Source organism: Microcystis sp. BLCC-F209, assembly GCF_041928595.1.
GTDB lineage: Bacteria > Cyanobacteriota > Cyanobacteriia > Cyanobacteriales > Microcystaceae > Microcystis.
Genome location: NZ_JBHFLL010000273.1, coordinates 1 through 14,877 on the forward strand (window position 1 = coordinate 1; position 14,877 = coordinate 14,877).

The following is a 14,877-nucleotide window of genomic DNA, read 5'->3' on the forward strand; positions in this document are numbered from 1 at the left end:
GCCACTCTTAATCGTGTCTTGGAACGAAATAGAGGCTTTTAAAGACTGCGTACATGGAGAATTAAAACAAGAATTACCCTCGAAAAGCCTATTTTTCCACTAAGTATTTATGCTCATTGCAAAGGTGAGATGCTCCCATTAAATCTCTTGGCTCGGTCTGCTCCCATCGCTGGGGAAGACTGCTCACAGGTAATTTGACCAGACTAGCTCTGATCATTTCAGGTAACTAAAAAAACCTCTTGCCTAAAAAGTCACAAATATTATATAATGTTTGATCGTGGCCAAAATCGGTGTTAGGTGGTGCTAAAGGCACTGCCAAGCAGCGGCGTCTTGGCCAGTCGGTCTTCGCCTGGATACTGAAGATAAACCCTTTAAGTCCCGAAGAAACAAAGACCAGCAACAATCTAGGCAGAACCAGCAAACCTGTCTAGTCTCACTTACGAATTTAACGGGATGCCAGCTTAAATAACTCCAAAAAAGTCATTCAAGTTGGGCAGGCTGATAAAGCGGGAAAGATTTTTCCCGCTCCTATAGCCACGGCCACGTTATTTTTGATTGTCGTCTAGTAAAGATAAAGAGAACAATCCGTGTCTATCGGTATCCTCGGTACAAAACTGGGCATGACCCAAATCTTCGACAACAAAACGGGAGTCGCCATTCCCGTCACCGTCGTTCAAGCCGGTCCGTGTCCCGTCACCCAAGTCAAAACTAAAAAAACCGACGGTTATGAATCCATCCAAGTGGGGTACAAAACCGTCAAAGAAAAAGCCCTCAATAAACCGCTGCTGGGTCATTTAGCCAAAGCCGGTGTCTCCCCCCTGCGGCATTTAATCGAATACCGCCTCGAGGACGCATCCGCTTACACCTTAGGCCAAGAAATTACCGCCGACATCTTCCAAGAGGGGGATTTAGTCGATGTGGCCGGAACCACCATCGGACGGGGTTTCTCCGGCTATCAAAAACGCCATAACTTCAAACGCGGTAACATGACCCACGGTTCCAAAAACCACCGTCTCCCCGGTTCCACCGGTGCCGGTACTACCCCCGGCCGCGTCTTCCCGGGTAAGAGAATGGCCGGACAATACGGAGCCACCCAAGTGACCATCCGCAAATTGTCCGTGGTCAAAATCGATAGCGAACGCAACCTGATCCTGATCAAAGGAGCCGTCCCGGGCAAACCAGGAACCCTGTTAAACATCACCCCCGCCAAGAAATTTGGCAAATAGGGCAAGGAAAGATTAAAGCCATGGTTAACTACACAGTCAAAAATTGGCAAGGGGAAGAAGCGGGAACAGGCACCCTGGAACTGAAAACCGCTAAACCCGAAACCGCCAAACACCTAATTCACCGCGTCGTCATCAGCCATCTAGCGGCGGCCCGCCAAGGTAATGCCTCCAGCAAAACCCGCTCGGAAGTGCGCGGCGGTGGTCGCAAACCCTGGCGGCAAAAAGGCACCGGTCGTGCCAGGGCCGGTTCGATCCGTTCTCCCCTCTGGCGTGGTGGCGGTGTCATCTTCGGACCAAAACCGAGAGATTTTGAGGTTAAGGTCAATCGCAAAGAGAAAAGATTAGCCCTGAGAACCGCTTTGATCAGCCAGGCCGATAACTTTATCGTGGTTGAAAGCTTCGCCGAACAATTCTCCCAACCCAAAACCAAAGAACTCACCGCTGCCTTAAGTCGCTGGGGAGCCAGTCCAGAGGAAAAAATTCTGCTGATTTTGACGGAAATTCCCGAAAATGTCTATTTATCGGGACGTAATATCTGCAATCTCAAAATTATTCGCGCCGATAGTCTCAACGTCTATGATGTCCTCCTAGCCGATCGAGTTATCGCCACCGCCGCAGCCCTAGCCAAAATTGAGGAGGTCTATGGTGCTTAAAACTGAAGCCAGGCAACTCGCCGATCTGATCCTAAAGCCGATCGTGACCGAGAAAGCCACCCTACTCCTAGAACAAAATAAATACGTCTTCGATGTCGCCTTGAAAGCGACTAAGCCGGAAATTCAAGCGGCGATCGAATTGCTGTTTGACGTGAAAGTAACGAAAGTGAACACCAGCCGCCCCTCTCGTCAGAAAAAACGCGTCGGCCGTTTCCTCGGTTACAAACCCCAATACAAACGTGCGATCGTGACCCTAGCCGAAGGCGACTCGATCGCCCTCTATCCCGACGTATAACCACCAAGAAACCCGATAACGGAAAACTAAACTATGGGTATTCGCTCTTTTAGACCTTTAACCCCCGGGACAAGGCAGGCGGCCATCTCCGACTTTAAGGAGATCACCAAAACCGAACCGGAAAAGTCCCTAACTCATCACAAACACAGCAAACAAGGGCGTAATAATCGCGGTGTCGTCACCAGTCGTCACCGGGGCGGTGGCCATAAACGCCTCTACCGGATTATCGATTTTCGTCGCGATAAACGGGATATTCCCGCCACAGTAGCGGCGATCGAATACGATCCTAACCGTAACGCCCGCATTGCCCTGCTTTTCTACAAAGACGGGGAAAAACGCTACATCATCGCCCCCGCCGGTTTAGGCGTTGGTGATACCGTCATCGCTGGAGAAAACGCTCCCTTCGAGGTGGGTAATGCCCTCCCTTTAAGTCGCATCCCCCTAGGGACAGAAGTTCATAACATCGAACTCGTCCCCGGTCGCGGTGGTCAAATGGTGCGGGCCGCCGGTGGTTTCGCCCAAGTGGTAGCCAAAGAAGGCGATTATGTTACCATCCGCCTCCCCTCCAAAGAAGTACGCATGATCCGGCGTGAATGCTACGCCACCATCGGAAAAGTCGGTAACGCCGAAGCTAGAAACATCAGTCTCGGTAAAGCCGGCCGTACCCGTCACCGGGGTCAACGGCCTCATGTTCGGGGTAGCGTCATGAACCCAGTGGATCACCCGCATGGAGGTGGAGAGGGTCGCGCTCCGATCGGACGTTCTGGCCCGATGACTCCCTGGGGTAAACCCGCCCTCGGTCGCAAAACTCGCAACAAGAAAAAACGCAGTAGCGATCTGATCGTGCGCCGTCGTAACCAGGGTTAGAAATTATTACTTTACTTTTGACTGAAAATTATGGGTCGTTCACTGAAAAAGGGGCCGTTTGTCGCCGGCCACCTGATGGAAAAAATCGAAAAACTCAACGCCCAGGGCAGTAAACAAGTGATTAAAACTTGGTCCCGGGCCTCGACAATCATTCCCGATATGGTCGGTCACACGATCGCCGTTCACAACGGCAAACAGCACGTTCCCGTCTATGTTTCCGAGCAGATGGTCGGTCATAAACTCGGTGAATTCGCTCCCACCCGCACCTTCCGCGGCCACGCCAAGAGCGACAAAAAAGCAGGACGGAAATAGATCGGTGGGCGGTTATCTTAAAACCGTCAGCCCCCGGTCAGCGTTCAGATAACCATGAGATGGTGGGTTACGGCGACTAGATAAATTAATAACTAAGTCTTATAAGTTGTCGTCGCCTAACCCACCCTACCTAACTGATAACTGATAACTGAAATGACCATCGATACCTCTAACGAAGTCAAAGCGATCGCCCGCTATATTCGGATGTCACCCCTGAAAGTCAGACGGGTACTCGATCAGATCCGCGGTCGCTCCTATCGGGAAGCCCTAATTATTCTCGAATTCATGCCCTACCGGGCCTGTGACCCGATCCTGAAGGTCCTGCGTTCCGCTGTTGCCAACGCCGAAAATAACGAAGGACTCGATCCCGCCACTTTGGTGGTTAGCCAAGCCTTTGCCGATGGCGGTCCGACCCTAAAACGTTTTCGACCCCGGGCCCAAGGCCGCGCCTACCAAATTCGCAAACCCACCTGTCATATCACCGTCGCCGTCGCTCCTAGCAACAAAGACTAATCACCTTAACTAAAAAAACCACAATGGGACAAAAAATCCATCCCCTCGGTTTTCGTCTCGGCGTTATCAAAGATCACAAATCTTGCTGGTATGCCGACGCGAAACGTTACCCCGAATTAGTGCAAGAAGATCGCCGTATTCGTGATTACGTCGAAAAAAACCTCTCTAATGCAGGTATCGCCGATATTCGCATCGAACGCAAGGCCGATCAAGTAGATATTTCCATCCATACCGCTCGCCCCGGGGTCGTCGTCGGTCGTGGTGGCACGGGAATCGAACAGCTGCGCCTAGGTTTGCAAAAAGCCCTCGGTGGCCAGCGTCAAATTCGCATTAACGTCATCGAAGTGGCTCGCGTTGATGCCGATGCCAACCTGATCGCCGAATACATCGCCCAACAACTAGAAAGACGGGTTTCCTTCCGTCGTGTGGTGCGGCAAGCCATCCAACGGGCGCAAAGGGCCGAAGTCAAAGGGATCAAAATTCAAGTTAGCGGCCGTCTCAACGGGGCAGAAATCGCTCGCACCGAATGGGTGCGGGAAGGACGAGTTCCCCTGCATACCCTGCGGGCCGATATCGATTACTCCTATAAAACCGCCAGCACTATCTACGGGATTCTAGGCGTGAAAGTTTGGATCTTTAAGGGCGAAATTATCCCCGGCCAAGAAGAAATTGCCGCCGCCGTTCCCGCTCAAGCACCGCGCCGTCAACAGCGTCGCCGTCAACAGTTTGAAGATCGCTCTAGTGAGGGCTGATCCCTAATATTTATCAGTGGTAAATAGCTCATGTTAAGTCCCAAAAGAACAAAATTCCGCAAACAACAGCGCGGACGGATGCGCGGGCTGGCCACCGGCGGAAATACGATTAATTTCGGCGATTTCGCCCTGCAAGCCACCGAACCCTGTTGGATTACTTCCCGTCAAATCGAAGCGGCCAGACGGGCAATGACTCGTTATATTCGTCGGGGTGGCAAAATCTGGATCCGCGTTTTTCCCGATAAACCCGTCACCCAACGGGCTGCAGAAACCCGGATGGGTTCCGGGAAAGGTTCCCCCGAATTCTGGGTGGCCGTGGTTAAACCGGGGTTCATTATGTTTGAAATTGCCGGGGTAGCTGAACCAGTAGCCCGGGAAGCCATGCGCCTAGCGGCTCAAAAATTACCAATTAAGACCAAATTTATCACTCGCGAGGAGGATTTTGTCTAATGGCTCTACCAAAAATCGCCGAAGTGAGGAAGATGAGCGATGACGACATCGCCGACGCTATCCTCGATGCCAAAAAGAAACTGTTTGAATTGCGTTTGCAACAGGCCACCCGCCGCTTGGAAAAAACCCACGAATTCAAACACACCCGCCACCGTCTCGGCCAATTATTGACCGTAGAACGAGAGCGCCAACTAGCCCAGTCCACCCCGGAGGCATAACCCGCTATGGCAGTTAAAGAAAGAGTTGGGGTAGTGGTCAGCGACAAAATGGATAAAACCGTAGTGGTAGCCATTGAAAACCGCTCTCCTCACCCTAAATACGGCAAAATCGTCGTAAAAACCCAGAAATTTAAGGCTCACGACGCAGAAAATCAAGCCAAACAAGGCGATCGAGTTCGCATTCGTGAAACCCGCCCCCTCAGTAAAACCAAACGTTGGGAAGTGGCGGAAATATTAACCGATAGTTAAATTTCACCTAGGTAAAAACCGTGATTCAACAACAAACCTACTTAAATGTCGCTGACAATAGCGGGGCGCGGAAACTGATGTGTCTGCGGGTGCTGGGAACAGGTAACTGTACCTACGGTGGCATCGGTGACAAAATTATCGCCGTGGTTAAGGACGCTATCCCCAATATGCCCGTGAAAAAATCCGATGTGGTCACTGCGGTGATTGTGCGGACCCGTCAAACCGTCCGTCGCGATAGTGGCATGAGCATCCGTTTTGATGATAACGCCGCCGTGATTATTAATAATGACGGTAATCCCAAAGGTACTAGGGTTTTTGGTCCAGTCGCCAGGGAATTGCGCGATAAAAACTACACCAAAATTGTTTCCTTAGCCCCAGAAGTTCTCTGATCAAAGTGAAAAGTACCAAGGCAATTGGCTGATGGCTAGTCTAAAACTTTTCACACCTTGAGGTCAAAAAAAAATGAGTAAGAAAAACATTCAAACCCCGCCCCAAAGGCAAAAAATGCACGTTAAAAAAGGGGATGTCGTTCAGGTAATCGCCGGTTCCGATAAGGGCAAAGTGGGCGAAATTTTACGGGCTTTACCCCAAGAAAGTACCGTGGTGGTCAAGGGAGTTAATATCCGCACCAAACATACTAAACCCCAACAGGAAGGGGAATCGGGTCAAATCGTTACCTACGAAGCACCGATTCACAGTTCCAAAGTGATGCTTTATTCCGAGAAGAAAAAAATCGCCAGTCGGGTGGGTTATACCTTTACCGAAGACGGTCGGAAAGTGCGGATACTGAAGAAAACTGGCGAAATTATCGATTAGTTTCCTATCAATTCTAGTTCCTGACCAAGCCCAGGAAAAGTAAGCAGCAAAACTATGAGCCAAAGACTAAAAACCACCTATCAAGAAACCATTGTTCCGAAACTGAAAGAACAATTTGGTTATACCAATGTCCACCAAGTACCTAAAGTTATCAAAATTACTGTTAACCGCGGTCTTGGGGAAGCTTCACAAAATGCCAAAGCTTTGGAGTCTTCCAAGGAGGAACTGTCCACCATCACCGGACAACAACCGGTAGTGACTAGAGCTAAAAAAGCGATCGCTGGCTTCAAAATTCGCGAAGGAATGCCCGTGGGTGTGATGGTGACACTGCGCGGCGATCGAATGTACGCTTTTTTAGACCGTCTCATTAATCTGGCCTTACCACGCATTCGCGACTTTCGCGGTATCAGCGGTAACAGTTTTGATGGTCGTGGTAACTACAGTTTAGGCATTCGTGAACAGTTGATCTTCCCCGAAATTGAATACGACAAAATCGATCAAATTCGCGGGATGGACATCTCAATCATCACCACCGCTAAAAACGACGAAGAAGGACGCGCCCTCCTCAAAGAGATGGGAATGCCCTTTAGATAAATCAATCAAGAGAAAAGTAAACAGTGACCGGTAAATAAGTGAACAGTGAACAGCAAACAGTAAACAGTGAACAGCAAACAGTAAACAGTGATTCAGTGAAAAGACAGCAGGAAACTGCTATTTAATACTACTCACTTAATACTCAAATCTGATAACTGATAACTGATAACTGATAACTGATAACTGATAACTGATGTTGATCCCAATTTAGGAGAAAAACAGGTAATTCATGTCTGCTAACGATACCATATCGGATATGCTGACCCGCATCCGTAACGCTTGCGCGGTTCGGCAGACCACTACTCAAATTCCCACCACGCGGATGACGCGCAGTATTGCTCAAGTTCTCAAGGACGAAGGCTTTATTGCTGACTTTGAGGAAGTGGGTGAGGGGATTAAATCTCAATTAGTGCTTTCCCTCAAATATAAAGGCAAAAACCGTCAACCGATCATTACTACCCTCACCAGAGTCAGTAAACCCGGTTTACGAGTTTATTCCAACAGTAAAGACTTACCGCGCGTCCTCGGTGGCATTGGCATCGCCATTGTTTCCACCTCTAAAGGCATTATGACCGATCGCGAGGCCCGTAAACAAAACGTTGGCGGCGAAGTCCTTTGCTACATCTGGTAAACAAGGATAAGCTATCAGCCGTCAGCCTTTCCAAGTTTAAACCCGATAGCTGACCCACTGATAACTCTTCCGGGATATCTGACCCACTGATAACTGATAACTGTTATGTCTCGTATTGGCAAACGCCCGATTCCTATTCCCAATAAAGTCACCGTCGATATCGATGGTGCTACCGTGACGGTCAAAGGGCCCAAAGGAACTCTCCAGAGAACCCTACCCACCGCCGTCACCATCAATAAAGATGGCGAAACCCTGCTCGTTACCCGTCAAGACGATTCCCGTACTGCCAGAGAACGCCACGGACTCTGTAGAACTCTAGTGGCCAACATGGTAGAAGGAGTCGCGACTGGTTTTCAAAAACGCCTCGATATCCAAGGGGTGGGCTACCGCGCCCAGTTGCAGGATGGTAAATTAGTTCTTAACGTCGGCTACAGTAAACCCGTGGAAATGGAGATGCCCGATGGTGTTTCCGTCGCCGTAGAGAACAGCACCCAAGTTATCGTCAGTGGCATCGACAAAGAAGCCGTCGGTAACACCGCCGCTAAAATCCGCGAAGTTCGTCCCCCCGAACCTTATAAAGGAAAAGGGATTCGCTATCTTGGTGAAGTCGTCCGTCGCAAAGTGGGTAAAGCTGGCGGTAAAGGCGGTAAAGGAGGTAAAAAATAAACCATGAAACTTAGTCGCAAAGAATCAGTCCGTCGTCGTCACCAGCGTGTGCGTCGCAAAATTAATGGCACTGCTGAACGGCCCCGTTTATCCGTATTTCGTTCTAATAACCACATCTACGCCCAAATTATCGACGACGTAGCCCAACACACCCTCGCGGCCGCTTCTACCCTAGAGGCCAGCTTGCGCGGGGAATTAGAATCCACCGCTACCCAAGAAGCTTCGGCAGCCGTGGGTAAACTGGTGGCCCAACGGGCCCTAGAAAGAGGCATCGAACAAGTGGTTTTTGATCGCGGTGGCAATCTCTATCACGGTCGCGTCAAAGCCTTAGCAGAAGCGGCTCGGTCAGCCGGTTTAAACTTCTAAAATATCCTTTCAACACTGATAAAACTATGGCAAAACGTCGCAAGGGCAACCGCGAAAAAGAAAAAGAAACCACTTGGCAAGAGCGGGTCATCCAGATTCGCCGGGTTAGTAAAGTGGTTAAGGGTGGTAAAAAACTCAGCTTCCGGGCCATCGTCGTGGTCGGTAATGAAAACGGCCAGGTGGGAGTGGGAGTTGGCAAAGCAGGGGACGTTATCGGGGCTGTCCGTAAAGGCGTGGCCGATGGCAAAAAACAACTAATTGAAGTCTCCTTAACTAAGGCTAGTTCTATCACTCACCTCACCCGGGGGGCTTCCGGTGGCGCTCAGGTGCTTATGCGTCCAGCTGCCCCGGGGACTGGGGTTATTGCCGGGGGTGCTGTCCGTACCGTTTTAGAACTAGCCGGGGTGAAAAATATCCTCGCTAAACAACTCGGTAGCGATAACCCCCTCAATAACGCTAGAGCCGCCGTTAACGCCCTGGAAACTCTCCGTACTTTCTCGGAAGTGGCCAAGGATCGAGGCGTATCTGTAGAACATTTGTACACCTAGAGAAATCACCATGAAACTCCACGAAATCGCCCCCCAACCGGGGTCAACTAAACGCCGTCGTCGTGTGGGCCGGGGTGTCTCGGCCGGCCAGGGCGCTAGTTGCGGTCTGGGAATGCGCGGACAAAAATCTCGCTCTGGGACGGGGACTCGTCCCGGTTTTGAGGGGGGACAAATGCCCCTCTATCGTCGGGTTCCCAAATTAAAGCATTTTCCTTTGGTTAACCCCCGTCAATACACGATTGTTAATCTGAGAAAATTGGCTTCTTTACCCGCTAATACGGAAGTTACCCTGGAAAGTCTGCTAAAAGCTAAAATTCTCACCAGTAATGACGGCCCTTTAAAAGTTTTGGGTGATGGTGAAATTACCGTTCCCCTCAAGGTGAAGGCCGCCGCTTTTAGCAATAGTGCTAAAGAGAAAATTACCGCCGCTCAAGGGACTTGGGAAGAAATTTAACGGAGACAGGAGACAGGAGACAGGAGGCAGGAGACAGGAGATAAAAGGCAAAAGGTAAAGGGCAAAAGGCAAAAGGTAAAGGGCAAAAGGCAAAAGGCAAAAGGTAAAAGGTAAAGGGCAGCTCTGTTCTCCCCACACCCTACACCCCACACCCGACACCCCACACCCGACACCCCACACCCTAACACCCAATCCCCAAGACCGGATTGCTATATCATAAGAAAGACAGGGGAAATCTTAAAAAAATCGAGAAAGTTTTCCCCCTCGATTACTTTTTCCCATAAAAAAACTGCACTAGAGGTAACTGTTAATGGTCGTCAGTCGTGATAAGGCTCCCACGGCACAGGAAACGTTTATGCAAATGGCACAGGCGGCTGGTTTACGCGGTCGCTTGTTGATTACATTGGGTTTACTGGTTCTGCTCCGTTTTGGGATGTTTGTACCGATCCCCGGTTTGGATCGGGCAAGATTAGCAGAAATTATTCAAAGTAACGCCGCTTTGGGAATCCTTGACCTGTTTACCGGGGGAGGATTATCGACGTTAGGGATTTTTGCCCTCGGCATTCTTCCCTATATCAACGCCTCAATTATCGTGCAACTGCTCACCGCTGCCCTTCCTTCTTTGGAAGATTTACAGAAAAATGAAGGAGAGGCAGGACGGCGAAAAATTGCCCAAATTACCCGTTATGTTGCCTTTGGTTGGGCAATTATTCAAAGTATCGGTATTACTCTCGGTTTATTGGTGGCTAACGGTGTTGTGGCTGGAACTTTACCCTCGATCGCCGCTACGGTTCTCGCTTTAGTGGCCGGTTCTATGTTCGTGATGTGGATTTCGGAACTGATCACAGAACGCGGTCTGGGAAATGGAGCATCTTTGCTGATTTTTGTCAACATTGTCGCCGTTTTGCCGAAAACCCTCGGTGATACGATTACTTTTGCTCAACAGGGTGGCCGACAAGCGATCGCTCAAGTGGTGATTCTCTTGCTGGTTTTCTTGGTGATGATTATCGGCATTGTTTTTGTTCAGGAAGGAACCCGTCGGATTCCTATTGTTTCTGCCCGTCGTCAGGTGGGTCGTCGTCTCTATCGGGAAAGAACCAGTTATCTACCCCTACGACTCAATCAAGGGGGCGTGATGCCGATTATTTTCGCCTCGGCAGTGTTGGTCTTACCTTTCCAATTGGTGCAAGCTTTACCCACGGATAACCCGGTCGGTCAGGTTTTAGTCCAGCTGGTTAATGCCCTGCGTCCCGATAGTTGGGGTTATGTGGCTTTTTATAGCTTACTAATTCTCGGTTTTAGTTTCTTCTACGCTTCCCTGATCGTTAACCCCAAGGATATGTCCCAAAACCTGAAAAAAATGGGGACCAGTATTCCGGGGATTCGACCGGGGACCGCTACTACTAATTATCTGGAAGGGGTGCTGAATCGTCTCACCCTTTTGGGCGCTCTCTTTTTAAGTTTGGTGGCTACTGTGCCGACTGTAGTAGAAAGCGCCACCGGTGTCACCACTTTTCGCGGTTTGGGGGCAACTTCCCTGTTAATTCTGGTGGGGGTGGCGATCGATACGGCGAAACAAATTCAAACCTATGTCATGTCTCAACGCTATGAGGACATGATTAAAAAGTAGTTAGATAGTTAGCCAGTGACCTTTTAGCGGTTACTGGTTATTTTTTCCCTTAAAACCCTATATTTAATCCCATGAGCAAACGGATCGGTGTGATATTTTTGGGACCGCCCGGATCGGGAAAAGGTACTCAAGCGGCAAAATTAGCGGAATCTCTGACGATTCCCCATATTTCTACCGGTGAAATTTTACGTCAAGCAATTACAGAGAAGACAGAACTTGGTCAACAAGCACAAGCTTATGTGGAAAAGGGCGAATTAGTCCCCGATGAGTTGTTATTAGGTTTAATTCAGGAACGTTTAAAACAGCCTGACAGTGCTAAGGGTTGGATTCTTGATGGTTTTCCCCGCACGGTGGCACAGGCGAGCTTTTTAGACGCATTACTGGAGGAATTGGCCGATAGTTACACATTTGTGGTTAATTTGGCTGTACCAGATACGGTCTTAATTGAGCGTCTCATGCAACGCGGTCGTCAAGATGATACTAAAGAAACGATCGCCCGTCGCCTACAGGTTTATATCGATCAAACTGCCCCCGTTTTAGATTATTACGGTCAAAAAGGCACTCTTAACCATATCGACGGTAATCAACCGATGGACGCAGTTACTGCCGCTCTAACAGCAGTTGTGACTCCTGTTTAAAGTTTCTCTCAGATCATCAATTCAGTCATCAGTAATCAGTCATCAGTAATCAGTGATCAGTTATCAGTGATCAGTAGGTTGGGTTGAAGCATGAAACCCAACGCCCGCATAGTTTACGCTACCGCTAACCCATCCTACAAATAATTGTGCCTCCCTACTTATACTAAATCCAGTTATTAAAAACTGATTATTTATTCCCTCTTTTGCCTCTTGCATGAGTGCCTGAGTAGAAAACGGGTTTCTCGGAGAAACCCGTTTTCTGTGCGTTACTCAACGGATTTAGTATTATAAGTTTTTTATATCAAACAAGCTTTAATAGTTAAGCATATTAAAATTTACATTTCGCAATATTTATCTTTTATTAAGAATTTATTGAAAAAAATTCTCATTTGTTTACGAGGTTGCAATACTTCCAGCGATTATGGTATAATTTCGCAGTATGAAATGATGGGATGTTCTGTGCTTTTTAGGGTTTTAGCTATCTGTTGATCCTGAAAACCCTTGCTAAATCTACACTCACCTATTCAGCAACAGCAATAAATGGCAGTTAAAGAGCCTTTTTTAAGCCAACCCGTTGATCAATTAATTGTGTAGTTTTGTTGCAAAGAGAAAGTTTTTTTGACAAAAAGAACAAAGTGTGCTGCCACTGGATTTAAAATAAACTCAATTGTCCTTCTTGTTTTAAGCGCCAGTTATCATCACCAACTCTCTGGGCAATATCTTCGAGGACGCTTAGAATCGTCTGATTTTCGGGAGTTGTGCCATTTTTTAACAGAGGTAATATATTAAAAACAATATCATCAAAACTAGAGCTTTTATTATCTCTTTCCATCCTTCTCAAATAGCTAATCAAATAGTATTTAATTCTCAATTTAACATCGATTTTTGACTTAAACTTACTGTCTTTTTTGATGGTATATAATTCAGTCTTTTCCTCATAATCAAAATTATCTAACAAAATTGGAGTCAAGTCTGAATACTCCTTTGCTAGTAAATCTAAAAACCCTAATTCCAAACCTTTAATAATCAATTCATCGTTAATTTGTTCTAGGGTTGCCCCATCATTTTTAGCAATAATTCCTTCAACAGTTTGCATGACAATCTCGGTTATATCCATGCCTAAGTTAGCTTTCATTACTGCTTTAGGACTACGAACTTTCCGAAAATTAATAATTAACTGTCCTGATAAAACTGTAAAGGGATTTTGCCGCTTTTTAAAGCTAGTTTGGCCATTTTTTTGTGGCACTGCTCCCACATATTCAAATCCGCAACTTTCTGCGGTATCTAAAATTAAATGCCAAAACTCAGGATCTTTGTGAGCAAAGACAAAGGATAACCATCGCTCAAATTTCAAAACCCGATACATTTCTCGAATACTTTGGGCAATTAATTGATTATATTCCTGTTTACTTTTTTGGATTGTTCCACCTTCAATAGCTTCTAATTGATAGTCCTTTTCCGTCACTTCTAAATCTAACCAAGCATTCCACATTATTGATAAATCTAAGTAGGGAATTTTCTTTCCGTAGGGAGGATCGGTATAAATATAATCAACGCTTTCATTTTCAATAAAACTTAAGTCTGTCGCTGTTCCTTTAACAATTGTTGCGTTATCAATAGTTTTTTTATTAAGATAAAACTCCATTTCTTGTTTAGCTGCAACAAGTTTTTTAATTTAGTTTCAAAAATTTTTATTAAGGGCATTTCTCCAGGTTCATGAGCAATTCTATACCGATAATATCTAAATACAGAACTATCACCCCCCGCCGCACTTCTTGTGTAATGAAAAGTCAAATTATACTTATTGATTGTACTGGAAAAAACTAACAATAAAGACTCTCTAACATTCTCGTTTAGTTCTTGTTTAATCAAATGTTTTAATAAACTTAGTCGAGCTAATTGTTTGTTACTAAATAACTGTTCAACAGTAGCCACATCAGAACCTTTAGGCAGTTTCAATCCTTGGGGATAGGGATAGGTATTGAGTGCCTTTGTTATTTCCTCTTTGGTTTGGGGTTCTCGCTCTTGGTAAGCTAATTTAACTCGTTCAAAAGCTTGACTTAAATCATCAAAATCAACGGGACTAATTAAAGAATTAACAAGAAAAATAGCCAGAGGGTTAATATCAATACTAATCGCTTTGCGGTTATTCATTAAAGCTTCAATTGCCGTCACTCCACTACCGCCAAAAGGATCAAGAATGACATCTCCCGGTTGACTGAAGTTTTTAATATATTCTGCCACCACATTCCATGCTTGTTTAGTAAAATATCCATGAACACCAAAATGTCTTTTAGCTTGTTGTTTTTTTACTTCAATTGGTTCTAACAAGGGACGACTTGAGTAGTCAAAAGTTTTGCGACTGATTGGGGAATGGCTTTGATAACTAAAACTTTTCCCCACTTGAAATCTATCTTGGGCTAAATACTGGGTCAACTCTTGCCAACTATCGGCAATTGCATCAAGAGAAAAATATAAGATAGGTGTACTGGTATCGAGGGTCTTAAATAAACTAAATTCTAGGCCATTACAAAGAGCAAAATAATTACTTCTGATTTCAGGATGACTCGCATAACTATAGACCTGTTCTACTGAATCACCTTCGTAGATATTTTCCGTTGGTTTTTTAGCCTCTAATACCCAAGCATAACTTTGATTAACTTTGAGAACATAGTCAGGAATTAAATTTATCGGACGTTTTTTACTGCCAACCTTTAAAAAGGGATGCCGTAGGGTTTTACTTCTTTCGATATTATCTTCTCGGTAGCCCAAACTTGTTAAAAGAGGCAAAATAATCACTTCTCTAACGCTGTCTTCCTTAAAGTTAGGGTTATTTTTAATTGCCTGAAAATCAATAGCAGAAAAAATATGATTCATGGGTTAGCATTGTTTGTGATAGTTTCGATAAATCTTCCTTACTCAGGGGAAAATCAGACCGATTAACTTTGAACACTTACCATTAACCTGCCGTGAAGTTGGGTAAGCTAAGACGCATCTTA

General features: G+C 46.6%; 22 protein-coding genes. 20 read left to right on the forward strand and 2 right to left on the reverse strand.

The annotated features are described in order from the left end of the window. The first annotated feature begins 587 nt into the window (after positions 1-587). The 20 genes from rplC (at position 588) to ACE1AQ_RS17395 (ending at position 11,878) form a co-directional block, all read left to right on the forward strand. Positions 588-1,226, forward strand: a complete 639-nt coding sequence (rplC, locus tag ACE1AQ_RS17300; RefSeq protein WP_002796429.1) for a 50S ribosomal protein L3 — start codon at positions 588-590, stop codon at positions 1,224-1,226. A 20-nt stretch (positions 1,227-1,246) separates the two neighbouring features. Further along, a complete protein-coding gene (gene rplD, locus ACE1AQ_RS17305) occupies positions 1,247-1,879 on the forward strand; it encodes a 50S ribosomal protein L4 (protein WP_008197253.1) in 633 nt (210 codons plus the stop codon). Next, positions 1,869-2,174, forward strand: a complete 306-nt coding sequence (locus ACE1AQ_RS17310) for a 50S ribosomal protein L23 (protein ID WP_002746599.1) — start codon at positions 1,869-1,871, stop codon at positions 2,172-2,174. The genes rplD and ACE1AQ_RS17310 overlap by 11 nt, the downstream gene beginning before the upstream one ends. A gap of 33 nt (positions 2,175-2,207) precedes the next feature. Further along, positions 2,208-3,041: a 50S ribosomal protein L2 gene (gene rplB / locus ACE1AQ_RS17315; RefSeq protein WP_002771036.1), complete on the forward strand. Its 834-nt coding sequence runs from the start codon at positions 2,208-2,210 to the stop codon at positions 3,039-3,041. Between the two features lie 30 nt (positions 3,042-3,071). Further along, a complete protein-coding gene (gene rpsS / locus ACE1AQ_RS17320) occupies positions 3,072-3,353 on the forward strand; it encodes a 30S ribosomal protein S19 (RefSeq protein ID WP_002753908.1) in 282 nt (93 codons plus the stop codon). A gap of 153 nt (positions 3,354-3,506) precedes the next feature. Beyond that, positions 3,507-3,866, forward strand: coding sequence for a 50S ribosomal protein L22 (gene rplV / locus ACE1AQ_RS17325; RefSeq protein WP_002746605.1), 360 nt, complete (start codon positions 3,507-3,509; stop codon positions 3,864-3,866). A gap of 23 nt (positions 3,867-3,889) precedes the next feature. After that, on the forward strand, positions 3,890-4,618 hold the full coding sequence (gene rpsC / locus ACE1AQ_RS17330; protein WP_008197249.1) for a 30S ribosomal protein S3: 729 nt from the start codon (positions 3,890-3,892) through the stop codon (positions 4,616-4,618). 30 nt (positions 4,619-4,648) lie between these two features. Then, entirely contained in the window at positions 4,649-5,068 is a 420-nt protein-coding gene (gene rplP / locus ACE1AQ_RS17335) for a 50S ribosomal protein L16 (protein WP_002734310.1), read from the forward strand. After that, the gene (rpmC, locus tag ACE1AQ_RS17340) at positions 5,068-5,286 is read left to right on the forward strand and encodes a 50S ribosomal protein L29 (RefSeq protein WP_002746608.1); all 219 of its coding nucleotides are present in this window, start codon (positions 5,068-5,070) and stop codon (positions 5,284-5,286) included. The genes rplP and rpmC overlap by 1 nt, the downstream gene beginning before the upstream one ends. Before the next feature lie 6 nt (positions 5,287-5,292). Continuing rightward, complete coding sequence (gene rpsQ / locus ACE1AQ_RS17345) at positions 5,293-5,535, forward strand: 30S ribosomal protein S17 (protein ID WP_002734070.1); 243 nt, start codon at positions 5,293-5,295, stop codon at positions 5,533-5,535. A 20-nt stretch (positions 5,536-5,555) separates the two neighbouring features. Then, a complete protein-coding gene (rplN, locus tag ACE1AQ_RS17350; protein WP_002732358.1) occupies positions 5,556-5,924 on the forward strand; it encodes a 50S ribosomal protein L14 in 369 nt (122 codons plus the stop codon). Between the two features lie 73 nt (positions 5,925-5,997). Next, positions 5,998-6,351: a 50S ribosomal protein L24 gene (gene rplX, locus ACE1AQ_RS17355; RefSeq protein WP_002733835.1), complete on the forward strand. Its 354-nt coding sequence runs from the start codon at positions 5,998-6,000 to the stop codon at positions 6,349-6,351. A gap of 54 nt (positions 6,352-6,405) precedes the next feature. Beyond that, positions 6,406-6,945 carry a 50S ribosomal protein L5 gene (gene rplE / locus ACE1AQ_RS17360; protein WP_008197247.1) on the forward strand — a complete coding sequence of 180 codons (540 nt, stop codon included), beginning with the start codon at positions 6,406-6,408 and terminating at the stop codon, positions 6,943-6,945. A gap of 229 nt (positions 6,946-7,174) precedes the next feature. Further along, complete coding sequence (gene rpsH / locus ACE1AQ_RS17365; RefSeq protein WP_002734721.1) at positions 7,175-7,576, forward strand: 30S ribosomal protein S8; 402 nt, start codon at positions 7,175-7,177, stop codon at positions 7,574-7,576. Positions 7,577-7,681: 105 nt separating this feature from the next. Then, positions 7,682-8,242, forward strand: a complete 561-nt coding sequence (rplF, locus tag ACE1AQ_RS17370; RefSeq protein ID WP_374808882.1) for a 50S ribosomal protein L6 — start codon at positions 7,682-7,684, stop codon at positions 8,240-8,242. Between the two features lie 3 nt (positions 8,243-8,245). Further along, positions 8,246-8,608: a 50S ribosomal protein L18 gene (gene rplR / locus ACE1AQ_RS17375; protein ID WP_008197243.1), complete on the forward strand. Its 363-nt coding sequence runs from the start codon at positions 8,246-8,248 to the stop codon at positions 8,606-8,608. A gap of 26 nt (positions 8,609-8,634) precedes the next feature. Beyond that, complete coding sequence (gene rpsE / locus ACE1AQ_RS17380; protein ID WP_002757584.1) at positions 8,635-9,156, forward strand: 30S ribosomal protein S5; 522 nt, start codon at positions 8,635-8,637, stop codon at positions 9,154-9,156. 10 nt (positions 9,157-9,166) lie between these two features. Then, positions 9,167-9,610, forward strand: coding sequence for a 50S ribosomal protein L15 (gene rplO, locus ACE1AQ_RS17385; RefSeq protein WP_002780095.1), 444 nt, complete (start codon positions 9,167-9,169; stop codon positions 9,608-9,610). Between the two features lie 310 nt (positions 9,611-9,920). Beyond that, positions 9,921-11,240, forward strand: a complete 1,320-nt coding sequence (secY, locus tag ACE1AQ_RS17390; protein ID WP_008197232.1) for a preprotein translocase subunit SecY — start codon at positions 9,921-9,923, stop codon at positions 11,238-11,240. Positions 11,241-11,311: 71 nt separating this feature from the next. Next, positions 11,312-11,878: an adenylate kinase gene (locus ACE1AQ_RS17395; protein ID WP_002753892.1), complete on the forward strand. Its 567-nt coding sequence runs from the start codon at positions 11,312-11,314 to the stop codon at positions 11,876-11,878. A 652-nt stretch (positions 11,879-12,530) separates the two neighbouring features. Here ACE1AQ_RS17395 and ACE1AQ_RS17400 read toward each other — a convergent pair. Next, positions 12,531-13,523 carry a hypothetical protein gene (locus ACE1AQ_RS17400; protein WP_374808885.1) on the reverse strand — a complete coding sequence of 331 codons (993 nt, stop codon included), beginning with the start codon at positions 13,521-13,523 and terminating at the stop codon, positions 12,531-12,533. Continuing rightward, complete coding sequence (locus ACE1AQ_RS17405; RefSeq protein WP_374808887.1) at positions 13,454-14,755, reverse strand: DNA methyltransferase; 1,302 nt, start codon at positions 14,753-14,755, stop codon at positions 13,454-13,456. Before ACE1AQ_RS17405 ends, ACE1AQ_RS17400 begins: the two co-directional genes overlap by 70 nt. Positions 14,756-14,877: the final 122 nt, after the last annotated feature.

Excerpts from the sequence above, each read along its gene's own strand:
- rplD (WP_008197253.1), top strand. The coding sequence starts at position 1,247 with ATGGTTAACTACACAGTCAAAAATTGGCAAGGGGAAGAAGCGGGAACA.
- ACE1AQ_RS17310 (WP_002746599.1), top strand. The coding sequence starts at position 1,869 with ATGGTGCTTAAAACTGAAGCCAGGCAACTCGCCGATCTGATCCTAAAG.
- rplB (WP_002771036.1), top strand. The coding sequence starts at position 2,208 with ATGGGTATTCGCTCTTTTAGACCTTTAACCCCCGGGACAAGGCAGGCG.
- rpsS (WP_002753908.1), top strand. The coding sequence starts at position 3,072 with ATGGGTCGTTCACTGAAAAAGGGGCCGTTTGTCGCCGGCCACCTGATG.
- rplV (WP_002746605.1), top strand. The coding sequence starts at position 3,507 with ATGACCATCGATACCTCTAACGAAGTCAAAGCGATCGCCCGCTATATT.
- rpsC (WP_008197249.1), top strand. The coding sequence starts at position 3,890 with ATGGGACAAAAAATCCATCCCCTCGGTTTTCGTCTCGGCGTTATCAAA.
- rplP (WP_002734310.1), top strand. The coding sequence starts at position 4,649 with ATGTTAAGTCCCAAAAGAACAAAATTCCGCAAACAACAGCGCGGACGG.
- rpmC (WP_002746608.1), top strand. The coding sequence starts at position 5,068 with ATGGCTCTACCAAAAATCGCCGAAGTGAGGAAGATGAGCGATGACGAC.
- rpsQ (WP_002734070.1), top strand. The coding sequence starts at position 5,293 with ATGGCAGTTAAAGAAAGAGTTGGGGTAGTGGTCAGCGACAAAATGGAT.
- rplX (WP_002733835.1), top strand. The coding sequence starts at position 5,998 with ATGAGTAAGAAAAACATTCAAACCCCGCCCCAAAGGCAAAAAATGCAC.
- rplE (WP_008197247.1), top strand. The coding sequence starts at position 6,406 with ATGAGCCAAAGACTAAAAACCACCTATCAAGAAACCATTGTTCCGAAA.
- rpsH (WP_002734721.1), top strand. The coding sequence starts at position 7,175 with ATGTCTGCTAACGATACCATATCGGATATGCTGACCCGCATCCGTAAC.
- rplF (WP_374808882.1), top strand. The coding sequence starts at position 7,682 with ATGTCTCGTATTGGCAAACGCCCGATTCCTATTCCCAATAAAGTCACC.
- rplR (WP_008197243.1), top strand. The coding sequence starts at position 8,246 with ATGAAACTTAGTCGCAAAGAATCAGTCCGTCGTCGTCACCAGCGTGTG.
- rpsE (WP_002757584.1), top strand. The coding sequence starts at position 8,635 with ATGGCAAAACGTCGCAAGGGCAACCGCGAAAAAGAAAAAGAAACCACT.
- rplO (WP_002780095.1), top strand. The coding sequence starts at position 9,167 with ATGAAACTCCACGAAATCGCCCCCCAACCGGGGTCAACTAAACGCCGT.
- secY (WP_008197232.1), top strand. The coding sequence starts at position 9,921 with ATGGTCGTCAGTCGTGATAAGGCTCCCACGGCACAGGAAACGTTTATG.
- ACE1AQ_RS17395 (WP_002753892.1), top strand. The coding sequence starts at position 11,312 with ATGAGCAAACGGATCGGTGTGATATTTTTGGGACCGCCCGGATCGGGA.
- ACE1AQ_RS17400 (WP_374808885.1), bottom strand. The coding sequence starts at position 13,523 with ATGGAGTTTTATCTTAATAAAAAAACTATTGATAACGCAACAATTGTT.
- ACE1AQ_RS17405 (WP_374808887.1), bottom strand. The coding sequence starts at position 14,755 with ATGAATCATATTTTTTCTGCTATTGATTTTCAGGCAATTAAAAATAAC.